The 19673-nt window shown below is 72.4% G+C and carries 14 protein-coding genes and 1 pseudogene; 9 read left to right on the top strand and 6 right to left on the bottom strand.

Annotation, left to right across the window (positions count from 1 at the left end):
- The first annotated feature begins 953 nt into the window (after nt 1-953).
- Both panD and ABT026_RS21195 read left to right on the top strand, forming a co-directional pair.
- The gene (gene panD / locus ABT026_RS21200; RefSeq protein ID WP_351116352.1) at nt 954-1373 is read left to right on the top strand and encodes an aspartate 1-decarboxylase; all 420 of its coding nucleotides are present in this window, start codon (nt 954-956) and stop codon (nt 1371-1373) included.
- Nucleotides 1374-1545: 172 nt separating this feature from the next.
- Nucleotides 1546-4125, top strand: a complete 2580-nt coding sequence (locus ABT026_RS21195) for a pectate lyase-like domain-containing protein (protein WP_351116351.1) — start codon at nt 1546-1548, stop codon at nt 4123-4125.
- Between the two features lie 270 nt (nt 4126-4395).
- Here ABT026_RS21195 and ABT026_RS21190 read toward each other — a convergent pair whose 3' ends face one another.
- The 4 genes from ABT026_RS21190 to ABT026_RS21175 form a co-directional block, all read right to left on the bottom strand.
- Nucleotides 4396-5769: a GH1 family beta-glucosidase gene (locus ABT026_RS21190; RefSeq protein WP_351116350.1), complete on the bottom strand. Its 1374-nt coding sequence runs from the start codon at nt 5767-5769 to the stop codon at nt 4396-4398.
- An 80-nt stretch (nt 5770-5849) separates the two neighbouring features.
- Nucleotides 5850-6713: a carbohydrate ABC transporter permease gene (locus ABT026_RS21185; RefSeq protein ID WP_351116349.1), complete on the bottom strand. Its 864-nt coding sequence runs from the start codon at nt 6711-6713 to the stop codon at nt 5850-5852.
- Nucleotides 6706-7689, bottom strand: a complete 984-nt coding sequence (locus tag ABT026_RS21180) for a carbohydrate ABC transporter permease (protein ID WP_351116347.1) — start codon at nt 7687-7689, stop codon at nt 6706-6708. Before ABT026_RS21180 ends, ABT026_RS21185 begins: the two co-directional genes overlap by 8 nt.
- Nucleotides 7690-7697: 8 nt before the next feature.
- Complete coding sequence (locus ABT026_RS21175; protein ID WP_351116345.1) at nt 7698-9014, bottom strand: ABC transporter substrate-binding protein; 1317 nt, start codon at nt 9012-9014, stop codon at nt 7698-7700.
- A 163-nt stretch (nt 9015-9177) separates the two neighbouring features.
- Here ABT026_RS21175 and ABT026_RS21170 point away from each other — a divergent pair, with 163 nt between their 5' ends.
- Nucleotides 9178-10476: an ROK family transcriptional regulator gene (locus ABT026_RS21170; RefSeq protein WP_351116344.1), complete on the top strand. Its 1299-nt coding sequence runs from the start codon at nt 9178-9180 to the stop codon at nt 10474-10476.
- A gap of 111 nt (nt 10477-10587) precedes the next feature.
- On the opposite strand, the gene hemE is transcribed toward ABT026_RS21170, so the two are convergent.
- Nucleotides 10588-11637, bottom strand: coding sequence for a uroporphyrinogen decarboxylase (gene hemE, locus ABT026_RS21165; RefSeq protein ID WP_351116483.1), 1050 nt, complete (start codon nt 11635-11637; stop codon nt 10588-10590).
- 282 nt (nt 11638-11919) lie between these two features.
- Here hemE and ABT026_RS21160 point away from each other — a divergent pair, with 282 nt between their 5' ends.
- The 6 genes from ABT026_RS21160 (at nt 11920) to ABT026_RS21135 (ending at nt 19251) form a co-directional block, all read left to right on the top strand.
- Nucleotides 11920-12630, top strand: a complete 711-nt coding sequence (locus tag ABT026_RS21160) for a DUF3000 domain-containing protein (protein ID WP_351116342.1) — start codon at nt 11920-11922, stop codon at nt 12628-12630.
- A 310-nt stretch (nt 12631-12940) separates the two neighbouring features.
- Nucleotides 12941-13600, top strand: a complete 660-nt coding sequence (locus tag ABT026_RS21155) for a helix-turn-helix transcriptional regulator (RefSeq protein WP_108952319.1) — start codon at nt 12941-12943, stop codon at nt 13598-13600.
- A 91-nt stretch (nt 13601-13691) separates the two neighbouring features.
- Nucleotides 13692-14993 carry an HRDC domain-containing protein gene (locus ABT026_RS21150; RefSeq protein ID WP_351116341.1) on the top strand — a complete coding sequence of 434 codons (1302 nt, stop codon included), beginning with the start codon at nt 13692-13694 and terminating at the stop codon, nt 14991-14993.
- A gap of 398 nt (nt 14994-15391) precedes the next feature.
- Nucleotides 15392-16609, top strand: coding sequence for a thiolase family protein (locus ABT026_RS21145; RefSeq protein ID WP_351116339.1), 1218 nt, complete (start codon nt 15392-15394; stop codon nt 16607-16609).
- A complete protein-coding gene (locus tag ABT026_RS21140) occupies nt 16606-18735 on the top strand; it encodes a 3-hydroxyacyl-CoA dehydrogenase NAD-binding domain-containing protein (RefSeq protein WP_351116338.1) in 2130 nt (709 codons plus the stop codon). The genes ABT026_RS21145 and ABT026_RS21140 overlap by 4 nt, the downstream gene beginning before the upstream one ends.
- A 132-nt stretch (nt 18736-18867) precedes the next feature.
- Nucleotides 18868-19251: an NTP pyrophosphohydrolase gene (locus ABT026_RS21135; RefSeq protein ID WP_351116336.1), complete on the top strand. Its 384-nt coding sequence runs from the start codon at nt 18868-18870 to the stop codon at nt 19249-19251.
- Nucleotides 19252-19568: 317 nt separating this feature from the next.
- Here the strand turns inward: ABT026_RS21135 and ABT026_RS21130 are convergent.
- Nucleotides 19569-19673 (bottom strand): annotated as a pseudogene (locus ABT026_RS21130) (alcohol dehydrogenase catalytic domain-containing protein); the annotation flags it as partial.

Below are 19673 nucleotides of genomic sequence, written 5' to 3'. Positions count from 1 at the left end.
TCCCCCACGACCCGGACCCGGGACGGCGTTCGACGCGACCCCGCCGGCGCGAGCGCCCGATCACCGGTTGCGGCGACGCGGAATCCGCAGGACGGCCCAGCCCACGAGAGCGAAACCGAACAGAAGGGAGACCGCCATCCGTACAACAAGCACACCACCGCCGGTGCGCATGTGATCAGCAGGACGGTTGTCACCGTCACGCCTCAGGTCCGTACCGCACACGCCGCCACAAGAAGATGCCGACGGCGATGACCGGTGCCGTCGATACGAGGATCACGACCCGATCCACCTCCATCGCCCCCAGGACGACAGCCAGTCCGGTCCCGACGGTCAGAAAGGCTGCGGCCAGCAATCTCATTGCACCACCCCATCCGGCGAGGTTCGGTGAGGGACAGCTCTACCTCGGGCGCTTTCGGAAGTAGAGGATGATGACCAGCACGCAGGCGAGAGACCCGAAGAAGAGGTACGGGCCCCACCCTTCCGGGATCCACCAGCCTTTGCCCTCCGAGGCGATGCGCATCATTTCCCCTCCGTCCGGGAGCGCCACGACGGGTCCGGGTGCGCCGGTGAGGTGCAGTCGCTCGTGCCCCCGTTCGCCATGAAGTTGAGGGTGCCCCGGTGTTCCCCGTCGAAGCCCACTTTCCACGCGGGCCAGCGGTGAATGGGAGCCGGGCGCGGCTTTCCGGCGATGGAGGCCGCCCCGGACGGGGGGCGCCGCCGGTACGTGGTCGGCGTCGCCCGCCCCCACCCCACGACGGGCCGGGGGCGGTCGGTCCTCGGGGGGCACCGGGCCGTGAGCCGACTGCGCCGAAAGTCACAGTGCCGTCCCACCAGGCATCGGTCCCGGAATTCCCACGGAACCCTGCTCGAACACACGACCCGTTGTACCCTGGACGAATCGCCCTTGACCTGCAAGAACGCAGGCAGGGAGCCTAGTGGACCGGAGTACCTCCATGCTGCGCACCATGTTCAAATCCAAGATCCACCGCGCCACGGTCACCCAGGCCGATCTCCACTACGTGGGATCGGTGACCGTCGACGCCGACCTGCTGGACGCCGCCGACCTGCTGCCCGGCGAGCTCGTCCACATCGTCGACATCACCAACGGCGCCCGCCTCGAGACGTACACCATCGAGGGCGAGCGCGGCTCCGGTGTGATCGGGATCAACGGCGCCGCCGCCCACCTGGTGCAGCCCGGCGATCTGGTGATCCTCATCAGCTACGCCCAGGTGGACGACGCCGAGGCGCGCTCGATGAAGCCGCGCGTGGTGCACGTCGACGAGGCGAACCGGATCGTGGCGCTCGGCTCCGACGCGTCCGAGCCCGTTCCGGGGACCGACCAGCGGCGAAGCCCGCAGGCCGTGGGGGTCTGACCCCCGCGGACCGACCGCGACCGCCGCCGCCCCCGAGGGGCGGCGGCGGTTTTTTGTTGCGCGAATGCGTGCGCGAGGGCTTGCCGGACCGATCCGTCACCCCTTAAATCAAACCCTGAATTAAGTCGTGCCCTCAGCTCCACCCCCTCCTCCACCCCCATGGAGTCCCTGTATGAGATTCAGAACCTTAAGCGTCGCCTTCGCCGCCGTCGCGGCGCTGCTCGCCCTCCCCGCGCCCGCCGCGACGGCCGCCCCCGCGGCTCCCGCGGACGGCGCGGCCTCGGCGGCAGCGGCCGCCGACGTGCCCCTGTCCCAGGGCCGCACGGCCACCGCGTCGTCCACCGAGAGCGCGGTGTACGCCGCCGGGCTCGCGGTCGACGGCGACACCGGCACCCGGTGGTCCTCCGCGGCCTCCGACAACCAGTGGCTGCGCGTCGACCTCGGCGCGAGCGCCACGGTCAGCCAGGTGGTGCTGCGCTGGGAGGCCGCCTACGCGGCCGACTACCGCGTCCAGTTCTCCCAGGACGGCTCGACCTGGACCGACGCCCGCAAGGTGACCGGCTCCGACGGCGGCACCGACACCGTCGACGTCTCCGGCAGCGCCCGTCACGTGCGGGTGTACGCCGACCGCCGGGCCACCCAATGGGGCGTCTCGCTCTGGGAGTTCCAGGTCTTCGGGACGACCGGGACCTCGTCCGGCTGCTCCACCGCGAACGCGGCGCTGAACAAGCCGGCCACCGCATCCTCCTCCGAGAGCGCGGGCCTGGCCGCCTCCGCCGCCTTCGACGGCAGCGGCACCACCCGCTGGTCGAGCGCGCACTCCGACCCGCAGTGGCTGCGCGTCGACCTGGGCTCCGTCCAGGACGTGTGCAGGATCGACCTGGACTGGGAGGCCGCGTACGCACGCGACTTCACCCTCCAGGTCTCGTCCGACGGCAGCAGCTGGACGACGCTGCGCAACGTCACCGGCGCCACCGGCGGCAAGGCCTCCTACGAGGTCGCCGGGTCGGGCCGCTACGTCCGGATGAACGGCACCGCCCGCGCCACCGCCTACGGATACTCACTGTGGGAGATGGCCGTGCACACCGGTTCCGGAGGCGGCGTCCCGCCGGTGACCGGCGGCGGCGACCTCGGGCCCAACGTGATCGTCGTGGACCCCTCGACGGCCAACCTCCAGCAGCGCTTCGACGACGTCTTCGCGCGGCAGGAGTCCAACCAGTTCGGCGAGGGGCGCTACCAGTTCCTCCTGAAGCCGGGCACCTACAACAACATCAACGCCCAGATCGGCTTCTACACCTCGATCTCCGGTCTCGGCCTCAACCCGGACGACACCCAGATCAACGGCGACGTCACCGTGGACGCCGGCTGGTTCAACGGCAACGCCACCCAGAACTTCTGGCGTTCGGCGGAGAACCTGGCCATCACCCCGTCCAACGGCACCAACCGCTGGGCGGTCGCCCAGGCGGCCCCGTTCCGCCGCATCCACGTCAAGGGCGGGCTGAACCTCGCCCCGAACGGCTACGGCTGGGCGTCCGGCGGGTACATCGCCGACTCCAAGATCGACGGCACGGTCGGCCCGTACTCGCAGCAGCAGTGGTACACCCGGGACAGCTCGGTCGGCGGCTGGACCAACGGCGTGTGGAACATGACGTTCACCGGCGTGCAGGGAGCTCCGGCGAGCAACTTCGCCACCGGTCCCTACACCACGATGGACACCACGCCGATCTCCCGTGAGAAGCCGTTCCTGTACCAGGACGGCTCCGCCTACAAGGTGTTCGTCCCCGCCAAGCGCACCAACGCGCGGGGCGTCTCCTGGCCGGCCAACGCGGGCACCTCGCTGCCGCTGGACCAGTTCTACGTGGTCAAGCCCGGCGCGACCGCGTCCACCATCAACGCCGCGCTCGCCCAGGGGCTGCACCTGCTGGTCACCCCGGGCGTCTACCACCTGGACCGCCCGATCGAGATCGAGCGGGCGAACACGGTGGTGCTCGGCCTGGGTCTGGCCACGTTCATCCCCGACAACGGGGTGGACGCCGTGCACGTCGCCGACGTGGACGGGGTGCGGCTCGCGGGCTTCCTGGTCGACGCCGGGTCCACCAGGTCCGACACGCTGCTGCGCATCGGCCCGTCCGGCGCCTCCGCGGACCACGCCGCCAACCCGACCACCATGCAGGACGTGTTCATCCGCGTCGGCGGCGCGGGCCCCGGCCTGGCCACCAACGGCGTGGTGATCAACAGCGACGACGTGGTGGTCGACCACACCTGGATCTGGCGCGCGGACCACGGCGCGGGCGTCGGCTGGGAGACCAACCGGTCCGACTACGGCATGGTCGTCAACGGCGACGACGTCCTCACCACCGGACTGTTCGTCGAGCACTTCAACAAGTACGACGTCCTGTGGCAGGGCGAGCGCGGGCGCACGATCTTCTTCCAGAACGAGAAGGCGTACGACGCGCCGAACGCCGCCGCGATCACCCACGACGGGATCGTGGGCTGGGCCGCCTACAAGGTGGCGGACTCGGTGAACACCCACGAGGCCTGGGCGCTCGGCAGCTACTGCAACTACACCTCCGACCCGTCGATCGTGCAGCACCACGGGTTCCAGGTGCCGGTGAAGCCGGGGATCAGCATGAACCACCTGCAGGTGATCTCCCTCGGCGGCATGGGCCAGTACCGGCACGTCATCAACGACACCGGTTCGGCCACCTCGGGCTCGGACACCGTCCCCTCGAAGGTCGTCCGGTTCCCCTAGCGCGGTGACGACCGCCGGGCGCCCACCGGCGCGCGACGGTCCGACCAAGGCCCCCCGGCTCCGGCCGGGGGGCCTTCCCACGTCCGGCGCGGACCGGCGCCGCGCGGCAGCGTGTCGGCGAGGCGGCCCGGCGGGCGCGGCACCCGCGCCGGCATCCCCCGTACTCCCCCGGACTTCCCCTCTTCCCCCGGACCCGCCCGCGTGGGTGATGCACGAGGCCCCCGGCGCGCGCGGGTGGCGGCGCCGGGGGCCTCGACGGGGCGGGGACCGTCAGCCGGTGACGCCCTCCGCGGCCTGGTCGGCCTGGGCGGCGTGGGCGCGGACGATCTCCGCGTACCGCCGGCCGCTGGACTTCACGGTGCGCCGCTGGGTGGCGTAGTCGACGTGGACCAGGCCGAACCGCTTGTCGTAGCCGTAGGCCCACTCGAAGTTGTCCAGCAGCGACCAGGCGAAGTAGCCGGCCAGCGGTGCGCCCTTGCGGGCCGCGGAGGCGCAGGCCGCCAGGTGCCCCTCGAGGTAGGCGGCCCGCTCCGGGTCGCGCACGCTGCCGTCCTCACGCACCACGTCGGGGTAGCTGGAGCCGTTCTCGGTGACGTACAGCGCGCGGGCCCCGTACTCCTCGGTGAGGCGCAGCAGCAGGCCCTCGATGCCGCCGGCGTCCACCTGCCAGTCCATGCCGGTGCGCGGCACGTCGGGCAGCCGGACGTCGCGGACGAAGGGCGCGGGGGCGGTGGGGTCGTCGGCGACGGTCATCGGGAAGTAGTAGTTCAGGCCCAGCCAGTCCAGGGGAGCGCCGATGATCTCCATGTCGCCGGGCCGCTCGGGCAGTTCGACGCCGTAGACCTCACGCATGTCCTCGGGGAAGCCGCGGCCGTGCACCGGGTCGAGCCACCAGCGGTTGGTGTGCCCGTCCATCCGGCGGGCGGCGGCCAGGTCCTCGGCGCTGTCGGAGGCGGGCCGGATCTCGGAAAGGTTGTTGACGATGCCGACCTGGGCGCCGGGTGCGGCGGCCCGGATCGCCTGGGCGGCCAGGCCGTGGCCGAGCAGCAGGTGGTAGGAGGCGCGGACGGCGGCCGTCAGGTCGGTCAGGCCGGGGGCCATCCGGCCCTCGAGGTGCCCGATCCACGCCGAGCAGAGGGGCTCGTTGAGTGTGGTCCAGTGCCGCACCCGGTCGCCGATCCGCCCCGCCAGGGCGGAGGCGTAGGCGGCCAGGTGGTGGGCGGTGTCCCGCTCGGGCCAGCCGCCGCGGTCCTGGAGCACCTGCGGCAGGTCCCAGTGGTAGACGGTGACGGAGGGGGTGATCCCGGCCTCCAGCAGGGCGTCGACCAGCCGGTCGTAGAAGTCGAGTCCGCGCTCGTTGACCGGCCCGTCGCCGCCGGGCACCACCCGGGGCCAGGCGGCGGAGAGCCGGTAGGCGTTGGCGCCGAGCTCCTTCATCAGCGCGACGTCCTCGGGCCAGCGGTGGTAGTGGTCGCAGGCCACGTCGCCGTTGTCGTCGTTGTCGACGCGGCCCGGGGTGTGCGCGTAGGTGTCCCAGATGGACGGCGAGCGGCCGTCCTCGGCGACGGCGCCTTCGATCTGGTAGGCCGATGTGGCCGTGCCCCACAGGAAGTCGCGGGGCAGCGCGGCGAAGTCGATGGACACGAGGTTTCCCTTTCGGACGTAACGAGGAACAGCGGCACGCTGGACGCCGCGGTACGCGGGCACGGAGGGGGCCGGGCCCGTCACTTGACGGCGCCGGCGGTCAGGCCGGCGACCAGGTAGCGCTGGAGGAGCAGGAAGCCCGCGACCACCGGCACGCTCACCACCAGGGAGGCGGCCATGATCTGGTTCCAGTAGACCTCGTTCTGCGTGGAGTAGGCCTGCAGGCCGACCGCGAGGGTGCGGGTGGTGTCGTTGGTCATCACCGAGGCGAAGAGCACCTCGCTCCAGGCCGTCATGAACGCGTAGACGGTGACCGCGACGATCCCCGGCACCGCGGCCGGCACCACGACCCGCAGCAGCGCGCCCAGCGGCCCGCAGCCGTCGACCAGCGCGGCCTCGTCCAACTCCCGTGGCACGGAGGCGAAGTAGCCGATCAGCATCCAGATGGAGAACGGCAGCGAGAAGGTGAGGTAGGTGAGGATCAGGCCGCCCCGGGAGCCGAACAGCGCGACGCCGGTGGCGTTGCCGATGTTGACGTAGAGGAGGAACAGCGGCAGCAGGAAGAGGATGCCGGGGAACATCTGCGTCGACAGCACGGTGACGGTGAAGATCCGCTTGCCGCGGAACTCGTACCGGCTCACCGCGTAGGCGGCGAACACGGCGATCACCACCGAGCAGACGGTCGCCGCTCCGGCCACGACCAGCGAGTTGACGAAGTAGCGGCCCAGCGGCACGGTCGACCAGATGTCGACGTAGGGGCTCAGCGTGAGGTCGCCGGGCAGCCACCGGAACTCGCCGGAGACGTCCTGCAGCGGCTTGAGCGAGCTGGAGAGCATCACGTACACCGGCACCGCCACGAAGACGGTGAGCAGGGTGAGGAAGACGCGCCGCGACCAGACGAAGGAGCGGGGCGCGGCCATCGGGGACCGCGGGGCACTAGCCATCGGCACTCCTCCGTCCGCGTGAGGTGATCAGCAGGTACACGGCGGTCACGACGAGCAGGAAGAGCAGCAGCAGGACGGACATGGCCGAGCCGGTGCCGAAGTTCCAGGTGACGAAGGACGCCTGGTAGATGTGGATGGAGACCAGGTCGGCGGCGTGCGGGGCGGACTTCCCGAAGAGGACGAACGGCGTGTTGAAGTCGTTGAAGGTCCACAGGAAGAGCACCAGGACGAGCACCTGGTTGACGGAGCTGAGCGAGGGCAGGGTGATCCGGCGCAGCTGCTGCCAGCGGCCGGCGCCGTCGAGGGCGGCGGCCTCGTAGAGCTCGCGCGGCACGGTCTGCAGGCCGGCCATCACGATCAGGAAGGCGAAGGGCCAGCCCTTCCACACCGAGACGATCAGCAGGGCCCAGAAGCTGTTGTCGCCGAGCAGCCAGAACGGCGGTTCGTCGAACAGGCCGAGCTGGTCGACGAGGACGTGGTTCACCAGGCCGTTGTCCCGCTGGAACATGAACGTCCAGGTGATCACGGCGGCGTACATGGGCAGCGCGTAGGGGATCAGGAAGAGGCCGCGCAGCAGGCCGCGGCCGCGGAAGGACTCCTGCAGGTACACGGCGGTGGTGGTGCCCAGCAGCCAGCACAGGCCGACCGAGAGCGCGGTGAACAGGCAGGTGACCCAGAAGGAGTGGAGCAGCGCGGCGCCGACGGGGGTGTCGAAGTCGACGGCGACGCGGTAGTTGTCCAGGCCCTTCCAGGGCGCGGTGGTCCAGTCGCGGATGTAGAACTGCGTGAGCTCCTTGAAGCTCATCAGCAGTCCGTAGACCATCGGCACCAGGTGGACCAGGAGTTCGAGGGCCAGCGCGGGCACCAGGAGCAGGTAGGGCAGGGAGGCGCGGCGCAGCCGTCCGGGGCGGCGCGGTGTGCGCGCCGCCCCGGGGGCCGCCCGCTTCCCCTTCGGGGGAGCGAGTGTCGCGGTCATGGACGAGGTCACCCCTGCGGCATCTGCTGCTGGGCCTTGGCGAGCTTCTCCCGGACGAGGTCCTTGGAGACCGGCTTTCCGGCGGCGGCCTCCGCGAAGAGCTCCTTGACGGCCGTGCCGACGGCCGTCTCGAACTGCGACTCGGCGGGGACCTGCGGCAGCGGGGCCGCGCTGTTGGCGAGGGTGTCGCGGACGATGCGCAGGGCCGGGCTGTCGAAGGCGCGGTCCTCCTGGGCGGCCTTGACCGGCGGGATGGAGCCGTAGGCGGTGTTCAGGGCCTTCTGCTCGGCGTCGCTGGTCATGAACTTCACGAACTTCAGCGAGCCGTCGAGGTTGTCGGTGTTCTTGAAGACCGCCATGTTGATGCCGGCCACCATCGAGTTGACGCCGGTGCCGGAGCCGGGGTCGCCGGACTGCACCGGGACCGGGGCGACGCCCCAGTCGTCGTCCTTCATCCCGTGGGAGGCGAAGGCGGTCTGGGCGTTCTGCCACATGACCATCGCCGTCTTGTTCTTGGCGAAGTCCTGGAGAGACTGGTTCTGTGCGTACTCGGCGTTGCCCGGCGCGATGATCTTGTGATCGGCCATCAGGTCGACGTACTGCTTGACGGCGTCGACGGCGGCGTCGGAGGTGAAGTCGGGCTTGCCGTCGGGGGTGAAGAAGTTCGTTCCGTGCTGCTGGCCGAAGGTGAAGACGTGGTGGATGTTCTCCGAGAGGTTGGACCCCTCGGCGCCGAGCGCCCACTTGCCGTCGCCGCTGATCCTCTTGCCGATCTCGGCCATCTCGTCCCACGTGGCGGGCGGTTCGGTGACGCCGGCGTCGGCGAACATCTTCTTGTTCCAGTAGAGCGTGTAGGCCATGGAGTAGAGCGGCACGGCCGCCGGGTCCTTGCCCTCCGCGCCGGCCGAGGCGATGGCCGACTCCACGAACCGGTCGCGTCCGCCGATCTTCTCGAAGTTCTTGGCGTCCCACGGCAGCAGCGCGCCCGTCGCCTGGAGCGAGGCGGACCAGGTGTTGCCGATGTTGAGCACGTCCGGGCCCTGGCCGGAGGTGGTGGCGGCGAGGATGCGGTTGAGCAGGTCGCTCCACGGGACGACCTCGAGCTCGACGTCGATCCCGGTCTCCTTCTCGAACTTGGCGATCTCGGCGGAGAGGATCTTCTTGTCCGCCTCGATGCTGGGGCCCTGGTTGGAGGCCCAGTAGGTGAGCTTCTCGGGCGAGTCCCCGGACCCGCCGTCGGACGCCGAACCGCCGCCGCAGGCGGAGACGGCGGCCAGCAGGGAGACGGTGACCGCACCGGCGGCCGCGGCTCGGATTCTGCGCATGAGTACGAAGGTCCCTTCCCCGGGAGTCGACGGGCGGAGGACCTGAACGGCCCCCGTACCGTCATGACTTAATTCACGGCGTGAGTTAAGACCTGTAAGAAGGTCGCGTCAAGGCGTCGCGCAGAGGTATCTTGCGTTCGGGGAAACGAACGGAAGGAACCGGATGAAGGCGCGGAACGGACGCACGGTGCGTGACCTGCGGCGGGGCAACCGGGCGGCCGTACTGCGCCAGTTGTACTTCGCCGGACCGCTGACCCGCTTCGACCTCGGTCCGGCCACCGGACTCAGCTCGGGTTCGGTCAGCAACGTGGTCGCCGAACTCATCGCCGACGGCGTGGTGGAGGAGGCCGGCAGTGTCGACTCCGACGGTGGCCGCCCCCGCACGCTGCTGCGCGTGGTGCCGGAGAGCGGCCACCTGATCGGCGTGGACGTCGGTGAGACCCGGGTCCGCGTCGAGCTGTTCGACCTCTCGCTCGCCGAGGTCTCCCGCGCCGAGCGGCCGCTGGAGCCGCAGCGCTACGACGTGGAGGTGGTCACCGGCCACATCCGCGACTCGGTCGCCGAGGTGCTCGCCACCGCGGGCCTGGCGCCGGAGCGGCTGCTGGGCGTCGGCATCGGCGTGCCCGGCATCGTCGCCCGGGACGCGGAGCGGGGTGCGACGGTGCACGGGCAGACCATCGGCTGGGACGCCGTCCCCCTGGAGGCGCTGCTGCGCGAGCGCGCCGGACTCCCCGAGCGGGTCCCGTACTTCATCGACAACGGCGCGAAGACGCTGGGCCAGGCCGAGATGTGGTTCGGCGCGGGCCGGGGCGCCGGCGACGCGGTCGTGGTGCTGTTCGGCTCGGGCGTCGGCGCCTGCCTGGTCGCCGACGACGTGGAGCACGGCCGGGCCCTGGAGTGGGGCCACCTGACGGTGCGGGTGCGCGGGCGGCGCTGCCGCTGCGGGGCGCTCGGCTGCCTGGAGGCCTACGCGGGCGCGGAGGCGCTGGTGGCCCGCTGGCAGGAGGCGGGCGGACGCCCGCCCGCGGGCGCCGACGAGGAGACCGCGCTGACCGCGCTGCTGGCGGCGGCCTACCCGGAGCGCGGCGGCGAGCCGGACCCGGTGGCCCTGGCGGTGCTGGAGGAGACCGCCGAGTACCTGGGCGCGGGCCTGTCCGACCTGGTCAACCTCTTCCAGCCGGAGCGCATCCTGATCGGCGGCTGGGCCGGCCTCCAGCTCGGCACCCGCTTCCTGCCGTCGGTCCGCCGGCACGCCACGGCCTACTCGCTGCGCCACCCGGCGGGCCGGGTGCGGATCGAGCTCGGACGCCTGGGCCCCGACGCCGTCACGGTCGGCGCGGCGACCCTTCCGCTGGCCGACTTCCTCAGCCGCGGCGGCCACCGCGACAACACCGCCGCCGCCGAGGGGGACGGCCCCGCCCCCGCCTGGCGCAGCGCCCTGCGCGAGCGGGTGGTGCGCTGAGGGGCGGTCTCCGCCACAGCGGTCGGGGAGCGCTCCCGCGGCGCGACGGCGAAAGCGGGCGGCGCCCCGCCCGGAGGTCCGGGAGGGGCGCCGCCCGCGTTGGTGCTCGGCTCAGCGGGCCGTCTGCTCGTGGACGTACTCGGTGAGGGCGGTCAGGGCGCCCGGGTCCGTGGTGGGCAGGACGCCGTGGCCCAGGTTGAAGATGTGGCCCTCCAGGCCGGAGGCGGCGTCCAGGACCTCGCGCGCCTTCGACTCCACGGCCTCGCGGGTGGAGAAGAGGACGGCCGGGTCCAGGTTGCCCTGCAGCGCCTTGCCGGGGCCGACCCGGCGGACGGCCTCGTCCAGCGGGACCCGCCAGTCGACGCCGACGACGTCCGCGCCGGCCTCGCCCATCAGGCCGAGCAGCTCGCCCGTGCCGACGCCGAAGTGGATCCGCGGCACGTCGTAGGGGGCGACCGCCTCGAAGACCTTGCGGGAGGCGGGCATCACCGAGCGGCGGTAGTCGGCCGGGGCGAGCGCGCCCACCCAGGAGTCGAAGAGCTGCACGGCGGAGGCGCCGGCCTCGATCTGCACCTTGAGGAAGGCGGCGGTGATGTCGGCCAGGCGGTCCAGCAGGTCGGCCCACAGCTGCGGGTCGCCGTACATGAGCGCCTTGGTGTGCTCGTGGTTCTTGGAGGGGCCGCCCTCGACCAGGTAGCTCGCCAGGGTGAACGGCGCGCCGGCGAAGCCGATCAGCGGCGTCGGGCCAAGCTCGGCGGTCAGCATCCGGATCGCCTCGGTGACGTAGGAGACGTCCTCGGGGGTCAGGTCGCGCAGCCGCTCGAGGTCGGCGCGGGTGCGGATCGGCTGCTCCACCACCGGGCCGACGCCCGGCTTGATGTCCAGGTCGAGACCGATGGCCTTGAGCGGGACGACGATGTCGCTGAAGTAGATGGCCGCGTCGACCCCGTGCCGGCGGACCGGCTGAAGGGTGATCTCGGTGACCAGCTCCGGCCGCATGCACGACTCGAGCATCGGGATGCCCTCGCGCACCTTCAGGTACTCGGGCAGCGAGCGCCCGGCCTGTCGCATGAACCAGACCGGCGTGTGCGGCACCGGCTCTCGGCGGCACGCCCTGAGGAAGGCGGAATCGGCGACGGCGGGGTTCTCGGGCTTGTCCATGGCACTCACGCGGAAAGTCTCCCATGCCCGTCCTGTCCGCCGGACCCGACTCCGCGATACCGCCCCGGGGCGGCCTCCACGACGCCCGGGCCACCGGCCGCGGGCCGTCGCGGCGCCGCCGCGGCGCGGGGGCGACACGCCCGGGCGGGGCGGGCGGCGGGGCGTGATCACGCGGGACCGTCCGGCAAACCTCGTGGCTGTTCGCGCAGCGCGATCCGTCCGGGCGCCCGCGCTGGGGTGTCCTTCACGTCGCCAGGGCTCCGCGCCCCTTATCTTCTGCGCATGGCTGCGGCTCAGGGACGACTGACGGACGGTGCGGGCGGAGCGGGCGACGGGAAGGACGGGGAGCGGGAGCTGAATGCGGACGCCTTTGCGCCACTGCCCTTCCGGGCCGCCGTCGACGCCCTGCGGGCCGCGCGGCCGAGGCCGCGCATCGAACTCGAGCCGGTGACGCCGCCGCGGCGGCTGGCGCCCTACGCGTACGCCCTCGAGGCGGCGGTGCTCGACGAGGACGGCGACGAGCTGGCCGACGGGCGCCTGATCCTGCTGCACGACCCCGACGGGCACGAGGCCTGGCGGGGCTCCTTCCGGCTGGTCACCCTCGTCCGGGCGGAGCTGCACGAGCCGGAGATGGCCGCCGACCCGCTGCTCCCCGAGGTCTCCTGGTCGTGGCTGACCGGCGCGATGGACGCCCGGGGCCTGGGCTACCAGGAGGCCGGCGGCACCGTCACCCGGGCGAGTTCGCACTACTTCGGGGCCCTGGAGGAGCGTCCGGCCGCCTCGCAGATCGAGATCCGCGCCTCCTGGACTCCGCGCGAGGGCCTGGGCGGCGTCCCGGACACCGCCGGGCACCTGGCGGCCTGGTGCGACCTGCTGGCCCAGGTCACGGGCCTGCCCCCGCTGGGCACGTCGGCGGGCGAGGGCCCCTCCGCCGCGCCGGCCGCCCCCGTGGTCCCGCTGCCGCAGCGGCGCGGCCCCCGGCCCCAGCGCTGACCTCTTCCGGGCGGCCCGGCGACGGCGACCGCCGCGCCCGGGCCGCCCTCGCCGCATTGTGATTGCGGTTTTGTCGATACGGACACTTTGCGACCTCGCCTGACCGTCCGTCGACAGGGTTCGACTCGCGCCGTTCTTCGGATGATCGATCGCGCGTCCGAATTGCCCCGATTTCCCCTCACCAAATCGTGATCGTTCCCTAAAGGCGGACCCGTCCGGTGCCGAAGCAGACAGTGACCTAGCAAGCACGGTTCTTCCGTCCCGGCTTCATCCCCCGTGAGCCGGCTCCGTCCCCCACCCAGGAGGCCTGGTGTCCGTTCTCCTCGAGCAGCCCTCAAGCCTGGTCGCCTACCGCCCGAACAAGCCCACCGCGATGGTCGTCGTGGCCGATCCGCGCGTGCGCTCCACCGTGACCCGTCATCTCTGGGCGCTCGGAGTACGCGACGTGATCGAGGCCTCGTCCGTGGCGGAGGCTCGTCCCCGCATCGGCAACCCCCGTGACATCTGCGTCGCGGACGTCCACCTGCCGGATGGTTCCGGCCTTACCCTCCTGTCCGAGACCAGGGCCGCCGGCTGGCCCAACGGTCTGGCCCTCTCCGCCGCCGACGACATCGGCGCGGTGCGCAACGCCCTGGCCGGCGGCGTCAAGGGCTATGTCGTCACCGGCACCCGTACCAACATCGGCCTGCCCGGCCGTCCGGGCGCCGCTCCGCTCGGCGGGGCCCACCGCATGCACCGCCGTCCCCCGGGCTCCCCGAGCCACCCGGGCGGCTACCGCGAGCTCTCCGGCCGTGAGGTCGAGGTCCTGCGGCTGGTGGCGGAGGGCCAGTCGAACAAGGCGATCGGCGTCTCCATGGGGCTGTCCGCCCTGACCGTCAAGAGCCACCTCGCACGCATCGCCCGCAAGCTGGGCACCGGCGACCGGGCCGGCATGGTCGCGGTGGCCCTGCGCACCGGCATCATCCACTGAACAGGCCGAACGCTCGAACATCGCGCCCACCGAGGGAACGTTCCCTCGGTGGGCGCGGTGCATGTGCGCGGTACACAGATACCCTTGACAGGTGACCGACGCCCATGACACCGCAGCAGACAGCCCACTGCGAACCACCGGAGGCGCCCCTCCGGACGACGGCGGAACCGGCGGGGAATCTGCTTCCCGGGCGGCGGAGCCGGTTCCCCTCCTGGAGCCCCGCGAGGGCATCCCGCCGGTGATCGCCGACGCGGAGGGCCTGGCGGCGACCGTCGCCGCCTTCGCCGCGGGGACCGGCCCGGTCGCCGTCGACGCCGAGCGGGCGTCCGGCTACCGCTACGGACAGAGCGCCTACCTCGTGCAGCTGCGCCGCGCCGGCGCCGGCAGCGCGCTGATCGACCCGGTCGCCTGCCCCGACCTCACCGCGCTGGGCGAGGCGATCGCCGACGCCGAGTGGGTGCTGCACGCCGCCACCCAGGACCTGCCGTGCCTGCGGGAGATAGGCATGGTCCCCGGCCGCCTCTTCGACACCGAGCTGGCCGGGCGGCTGGCCGGGTTCCCCCGGGTCGGACTGGGCGCGATGGTGGAGAACGTGCTCGGCTTCGTGCTGGAGAAGGGCCACTCCGCGGTGGACTGGTCGACGCGCCCGCTGCCGGAGCCGTGGCTGCGGTACGCGGCGCTCGACGTGGAGCTGCTGGTCGACCTGCGCGACGCGCTGGAGAAGGAGCTGGAGCGGCAGGGCAAGCTCGACTGGGCGATGCAGGAGTTCGACGCGATCGCCTCCGCTCCCCCGCCGGCCCCGCGCAAGGACCCCTGGCGACGCACCTCCGGCATGCACAAGGTGCGCCGGCGGCGGCAGCTGGCCGTGGTCCGCGAGCTGTGGGAGACGCGGGACCGCATCGCGCGGCGGCGGGACGTCTCGCCGGGCAAGGTGCTGGGCGACGCCGCGATCGTGGAGGCGGCGCTGGCGCTGCCGGCCGACGTGCAGGCGATGTCCGCGCTGAGCGGGTTCAACAGCCGGACCGGGCGACGGCAGCTGGAGCAGTGGCAGGCGGCCGTCGACCGGGCGAAGGCGCTGCCGGAGAGCGCGCTGCCGCTGCCCGGGCAGGCGGTGGCGGGACCTCCGCCGCCGCGGGCCTGGGCCGACAAGGACCCGGCGGCCGCCGCGCGGCTGTCCGCGGCGCGGGCCGCGGTCTCGGCGCGGGCGGAGGAGCTGCGGATGCCGCAGGAGAACCTGATCGCGCCGGACACAGTGCGGCGGGTCTGCTGGGCGCCGCCCGCCGCGGCCGACGAGGCCTCGGTGTCCGCCGCGCTCGCAGCCCACGGCGCCCGCCCGTGGCAGGTCGAGCAGGTCACCCCCCTCCTGGTCACCGCGCTGGCCGCGAAGGAGTAGCCCTTGCCGGGCGGCACGGGCCGGCGTCCCGCGGACGTGCGCTCACGCGCGGACGCGCCGCCTGCGCCCGCCCTCCCCCAGAAGGCGCAGTGGGCCCGTTCGTCCTGCGGGCAATCGTGCCGCTGGGGCGATGGGGGTCCCCCCTGCTCGAGCGAAGCCGAGAGCTTGGGGGAGGGTGGGCGCAGGCCGATGCGTACGCACAGGACGGCACGCCCACGCCGCCTCGGCACCCCGCGGCACGCGGCGCGGCGGTGTGACGTTCGACGCGTCGGGCTCCCGGGGTGGGCACAATGGTTACCCGCGAGTAGCATGACCGGTGAGCGGGCGCTCAGCCGCGCCCCTCACCGCAGCATCACGCAGCAGTGCCGCAGTCCGCACACCCCTGGAGGAGAGCCATCGTGCCTCGTACCGTCAGGGACGTCGTCTTCGTCGACGGCGTCCGTACCCCGTTCGGCAAGGCGGGCCCGAAGGGCATCTACCACGAGACCCGCGCCGACGACCTCGTCGTGAAGTCGATCCGGGAGCTGCTGCGCCGCAACCCGAACCTCGACCCGGCGAAGATCGACGAGGTCGCGATCGCCGCGACGACCCAGATCGGCGACCAGGGCCTGACCCTGGGCCGCACGGCCGGTGTCCTCGCGGGTCTCCCGCAGAGCGTCCCGGGCTACTCCATCGACCGCATGTGCGCGGGCGCGATGACCGCGGTGACCACCACCGCCGGTTCCATCGCCTTCGGCGCCTACGACGCCGTCATCGCCGGTGGCGTGGAGCACATGGGCCGCCACCCCATGGGTGAGGGCGTCGACCCGAACCCGCGGCTGGTCAGCGAGAAGCTGGTCGACGAGTCCGCCCTGTTCATGGGCATGACCGCCGAGAACCTGCACGACCGCTACCCGGCGATCACCAAGGAGCGCGCGGACAAGTACGCCGTCGCCTCCCAGGAGAAGGCCGCCAAGGCGTACGCCAACGGCAAGATCCAGCAGGACCTGGTCCCGATCTCGGTCCGCCGCACGAACGCGGACGCCGGCGAGACCGGCTTCGGCCTGGTCACCGCCGACGAGCCGATGCGCCCGGGCACCACGCTGGAGAACCTGGCCGGCCTCAAGACGCCCTTCCGCGTCCACGGCCGCGTCACCGCGGGCAACGCCGCCGGTCTGAACGACGGCGCCACCGCGGCCCTCCTCGCCTCCGAGGAGTTCGCCACCGAGAACGGCCTGCCGGTCAAGATGCGCCTGGTCTCCTACGCCTTCGCCGGCGTGGAGCCCGAGGTCATGGGCTACGGCCCGATCCCGGCCACCGAGAAGGCCCTCGCCAAGGCCGGCCTGTCCATCGGGGACATCGGCCTGTTCGAGATCAACGAGGCCTTCGCCGTCCAGGTGCTCGCCTTCCTCGAGCACTACGGCATCGCCGACGACGACGCCCGCGTCAACCAGTACGGCGGCGCCATCGCCTACGGTCACCCGCTGGCCTCCTCCGGCGTGCGTCTGATGACGCAGCTGGCCCGCCAGTTCGAGGAGCAGCCGCAGGTGCGCTACGGCCTCACCACCATGTGCGTCGGCCTCGGCATGGGCGCCACGGTCATCTGGGAGAACCCGAACTTCGAGGGGGACAAGTGAGCAACGTCGCAGAACTGCTGAAGGGTGCGGCCGAGCTGTTCCCCGACGAGGTCGTCACCGAGGCGCACGTGCGCCACTTCGACCTCCCCCTGGGTGCGGGCCGTTTCGCCCTGATCACCCTGGACAACGGCTTCGACCACACCAAGCCGAACACCTTCGGCCCGCAGTCGCTGGCCAAGCTGGACGTGGCGATCGACCAGGTCGAGCGTGAGACCGCGGCCGGCGAGATCGTCGGCGTGGGCATCACCGGCAAGCCGTTCATCTTCGCCGTCGGCGCCGACCTCAAGGGCGTCGAGGCGCTGAAGGACCGCGAGCACGCGGTGGCGATCGGCAAGGGCGGCCACGACGTCTTCAAGCGTCTGGGCACCCTGGCCGTCCCGACCTTCGCGTACTACAACGGCGCGGCCATGGGCGGCGGCGTCGAGGTCGGTCTGCACTGCCGTTACCGCACGGTCTCCGCCGCGCTGCCCGCGTTCTCCCTCCCCGAGGTCTTCCTCGGCCTGGTCCCCGGCTGGGGCGGCTGCACCCTGCTGCCGAACCTGATCGGCGCGGACAAGGCCGTCTCGGTGATCATCGAGAACTCGCTCAGCCAGAACCGCCAGCTCAAGGGCAAGCAGGTCTTCGAACTGGGCATCGCCGACGCCCTGTTCGAGGGCGCGGACTTCCTCGAGCAGTCGCTGGTGTGGACGGCCGCCGTCCTCAAGGGCGAGATCGTCGTCGACCGCCCGGAGATCGACCGCGGCGAGGGCTGGGACCAGGCCGTCGAGCGCGGCCGGTTCGTCGCCGACTCCAAGGTGCACGGCGCGGCCCCGGCCGCCTACCGCGCGCTGGAGATCATCGCCAACGCCAAGGACGGCGACCTCCAGGCGGGCTACGACGCCGAGGACGAGGCCCTCGCGGACCTCATCATGGGCGACGAGCTGCGCTCGGGTCTGTACGCCTTCAACCTGGTGCAGAAGCGCGCCAAGCGCCCGGCCGGCGCGCCGGACAAGTCGCTGGCCCGCCCGGTCACCAAGGTGGGCGTCGTCGGCGCCGGCCTGATGGCCTCGCAGCTGGCGCTGCTGTTCCTGCGCCGCCTCGAGGTGCCGGTCGTGCTGACCGACATCGACCAGGCGCGGATCGACAAGGGTGTGGGCTACGTCCACTCCGAGATCGACAAGCTGCTCGGCAAGGGCCGCATCAACCAGGACAAGGCCAACCGCCTCAAGGCGCTGGTCACCGGTGTCCTGGACAAGGCCGAGGGCTTCTCGGACGCGGACTTCGTGATCGAGGCCGTCTTCGAGGAGATGGGCGTCAAGCAGCAGGTGTTCGCCGAGGTCGAGGCGGTCGCCCCGGCCCACGCGATCCTGGCGACCAACACCTCCTCGCTGTCCATCAGCGAGATGGCGTCGAAGCTGAAGAACCCCGAGCGGGTCGTCGGCTTCCACTTCTTCAACCCGGTCGCCGTCCTGCCGCTGCTGGAGATCGTCCGCGGCGAGCAGACCGACGACGCCTCGCTGGCCACGGCGTTCGCCGTCGCCCGCAAGCTGAGGAAGACCGCGGTGCTGGTGAAGGACGCCCCGGCGTTCGTCGTCAACCGCATCCTCACCCGCTTCATGGGCGAGGTGCAGAACGTGATCGACGAGGGCACCCCGGTGGCCGTGGCGGAGAAGGCGGTCGAGCCGCTCGGCCTGCCGATGTCCCCGCTGGTGCTCCTGGAGCTGGTCGGCCCCGCCATCGGCCTGCACGTCTCCGAGACGCTCAACCGCGCGTTCCCGGACCGCTTCACCGTCTCCGGCAACCTCAAGCGGGTCGTCGAGGCCGGCAAGCGCGGCTTCTACGTCTACGACTCCGGCAAGCCGGAGCTGGACCCGGAGGTCGCCGCCCTCCTGCAGCAGGGTGACACCGTCCTGTCCGAGGAGCAGGTCCGCGAGCGGGTCCTGGGCGCGGTCGCCCAGGAGATCGGCCTGATGCTCGACGAGGGCGTCGTCGCCGAGGCCCAGGACATCGACCTGTGCCTGATCACCGGTGCGGGCTGGCCCTTCCACCTGGGCGGCATCACGCCGTACCTGGACCGTGAGGGCGTCTCCGAGCGCGTCAACGGCAAGCGGTTCCTGGCGCCGGGCGTGGCGTCGGTTCCCGCGTAACACCTGCGCGTAGCGCGTAGCGCGACGCGCGAAAGGGCCTCCGCCACTCGGCGGGGGCCCTTTCGCTTCCCGTCCCGCCGCCCCGCCGCCCCGGAGCCGACGGCCGGGCCGGGCGTCTGGAAGGCTGGGCCCATGGATGAGGACCTGCCGCTGCTGGTGATCGTCGACGCCGCCAACGTGGTCGGCTCGGTGCCCGACGGGTGGTGGCGGGACCGGCGCGGCGCGGCGGAGCGGCTGCGCGACCGGCTCGCCTCGCAGGGGCTGCCGGGGCTGCCCGACACGACGGGGCCGGTGGAGATCGTCCTGGTCGTGGAGGGCGCGGCGCGCGGGGTGGAGTCGGTGCCGGGTGTGCGGGTGGAGTCGGCGGGCGGCAGCGGGGACGACCTCGTCGTCGACCTGGTCGCCGCGGCGCGGCCCGGGCGGTCGTGCCTGGTCGTCACCGCCGACCGCGGGCTCCGCCACCGGGTCGCCTCCCTCGGCGCCGACGTCACGGGGCCCCGCACCGCCCGGGGCTGAGCCCCCGGGCGGCGCCGCGGCCCCACGTGACCGTCACCGTGTTCGGCGCGCTCGTCGCCGCGACGCGGTGCCGCGCGGTCGCACCGCTGCCGGGCCGTGCCCTCACCGCGCTCCTGCCGGCCGGCGCCGGCCTCGCCCTCGTCGCCGCAATGGTGTGCCGTGCGGCCGCACCGCTGCCCGCAGCGCCTTCACGTGCTCCTGCCGACCGGCGCGCCCTCGCCTCGTCCCCGCTCCCACCGTACGGCTGCCGGGGCGGCGTGAGCCCGGGCCGGTGGCCGCGACGGCCACCGGTGCCGCTCTTCGGCCCGGTGACCCCTCAGGGGCCCGCCCCTCTCGTGGCCTAGGATCCGGCCGGGCGTCACCGCGGGGACGTCGCCCTTGAGGATGTGCAGGTCGGTGCCGCAGATGGTGACCGCGTCGAC

It is taken from the genome of Streptomyces sp. NPDC002734, assembly GCF_040295685.1.
Taxonomy (GTDB): Bacteria; Actinomycetota; Actinomycetes; order Streptomycetales; family Streptomycetaceae; genus Streptomyces.
The sequence above is the reverse complement of the archived record's forward strand: the minus strand, read 5'-3'. Positions and strand labels throughout refer to the sequence as shown.

Excerpts from the sequence above, each read along its gene's own strand:
- panD (WP_351116352.1), top strand. The coding sequence starts at position 954 with ATGCTGCGCACCATGTTCAAATCCAAGATCCACCGCGCCACGGTCACC.
- ABT026_RS21195 (WP_351116351.1), top strand. The coding sequence starts at position 1,546 with ATGAGATTCAGAACCTTAAGCGTCGCCTTCGCCGCCGTCGCGGCGCTG.
- ABT026_RS21185 (WP_351116349.1), bottom strand. The coding sequence starts at position 6,713 with ATGGCTAGTGCCCCGCGGTCCCCGATGGCCGCGCCCCGCTCCTTCGTC.
- ABT026_RS21180 (WP_351116347.1), bottom strand. The coding sequence starts at position 7,689 with ATGACCGCGACACTCGCTCCCCCGAAGGGGAAGCGGGCGGCCCCCGGG.
- ABT026_RS21175 (WP_351116345.1), bottom strand. The coding sequence starts at position 9,014 with ATGCGCAGAATCCGAGCCGCGGCCGCCGGTGCGGTCACCGTCTCCCTG.
- ABT026_RS21170 (WP_351116344.1), top strand. The coding sequence starts at position 9,178 with ATGAAGGCGCGGAACGGACGCACGGTGCGTGACCTGCGGCGGGGCAAC.
- hemE (WP_351116483.1), bottom strand. The coding sequence starts at position 11,637 with ATGGACAAGCCCGAGAACCCCGCCGTCGCCGATTCCGCCTTCCTCAGG.
- ABT026_RS21160 (WP_351116342.1), top strand. The coding sequence starts at position 11,920 with ATGGCTGCGGCTCAGGGACGACTGACGGACGGTGCGGGCGGAGCGGGC.
- ABT026_RS21135 (WP_351116336.1), top strand. The coding sequence starts at position 18,868 with ATGGATGAGGACCTGCCGCTGCTGGTGATCGTCGACGCCGCCAACGTG.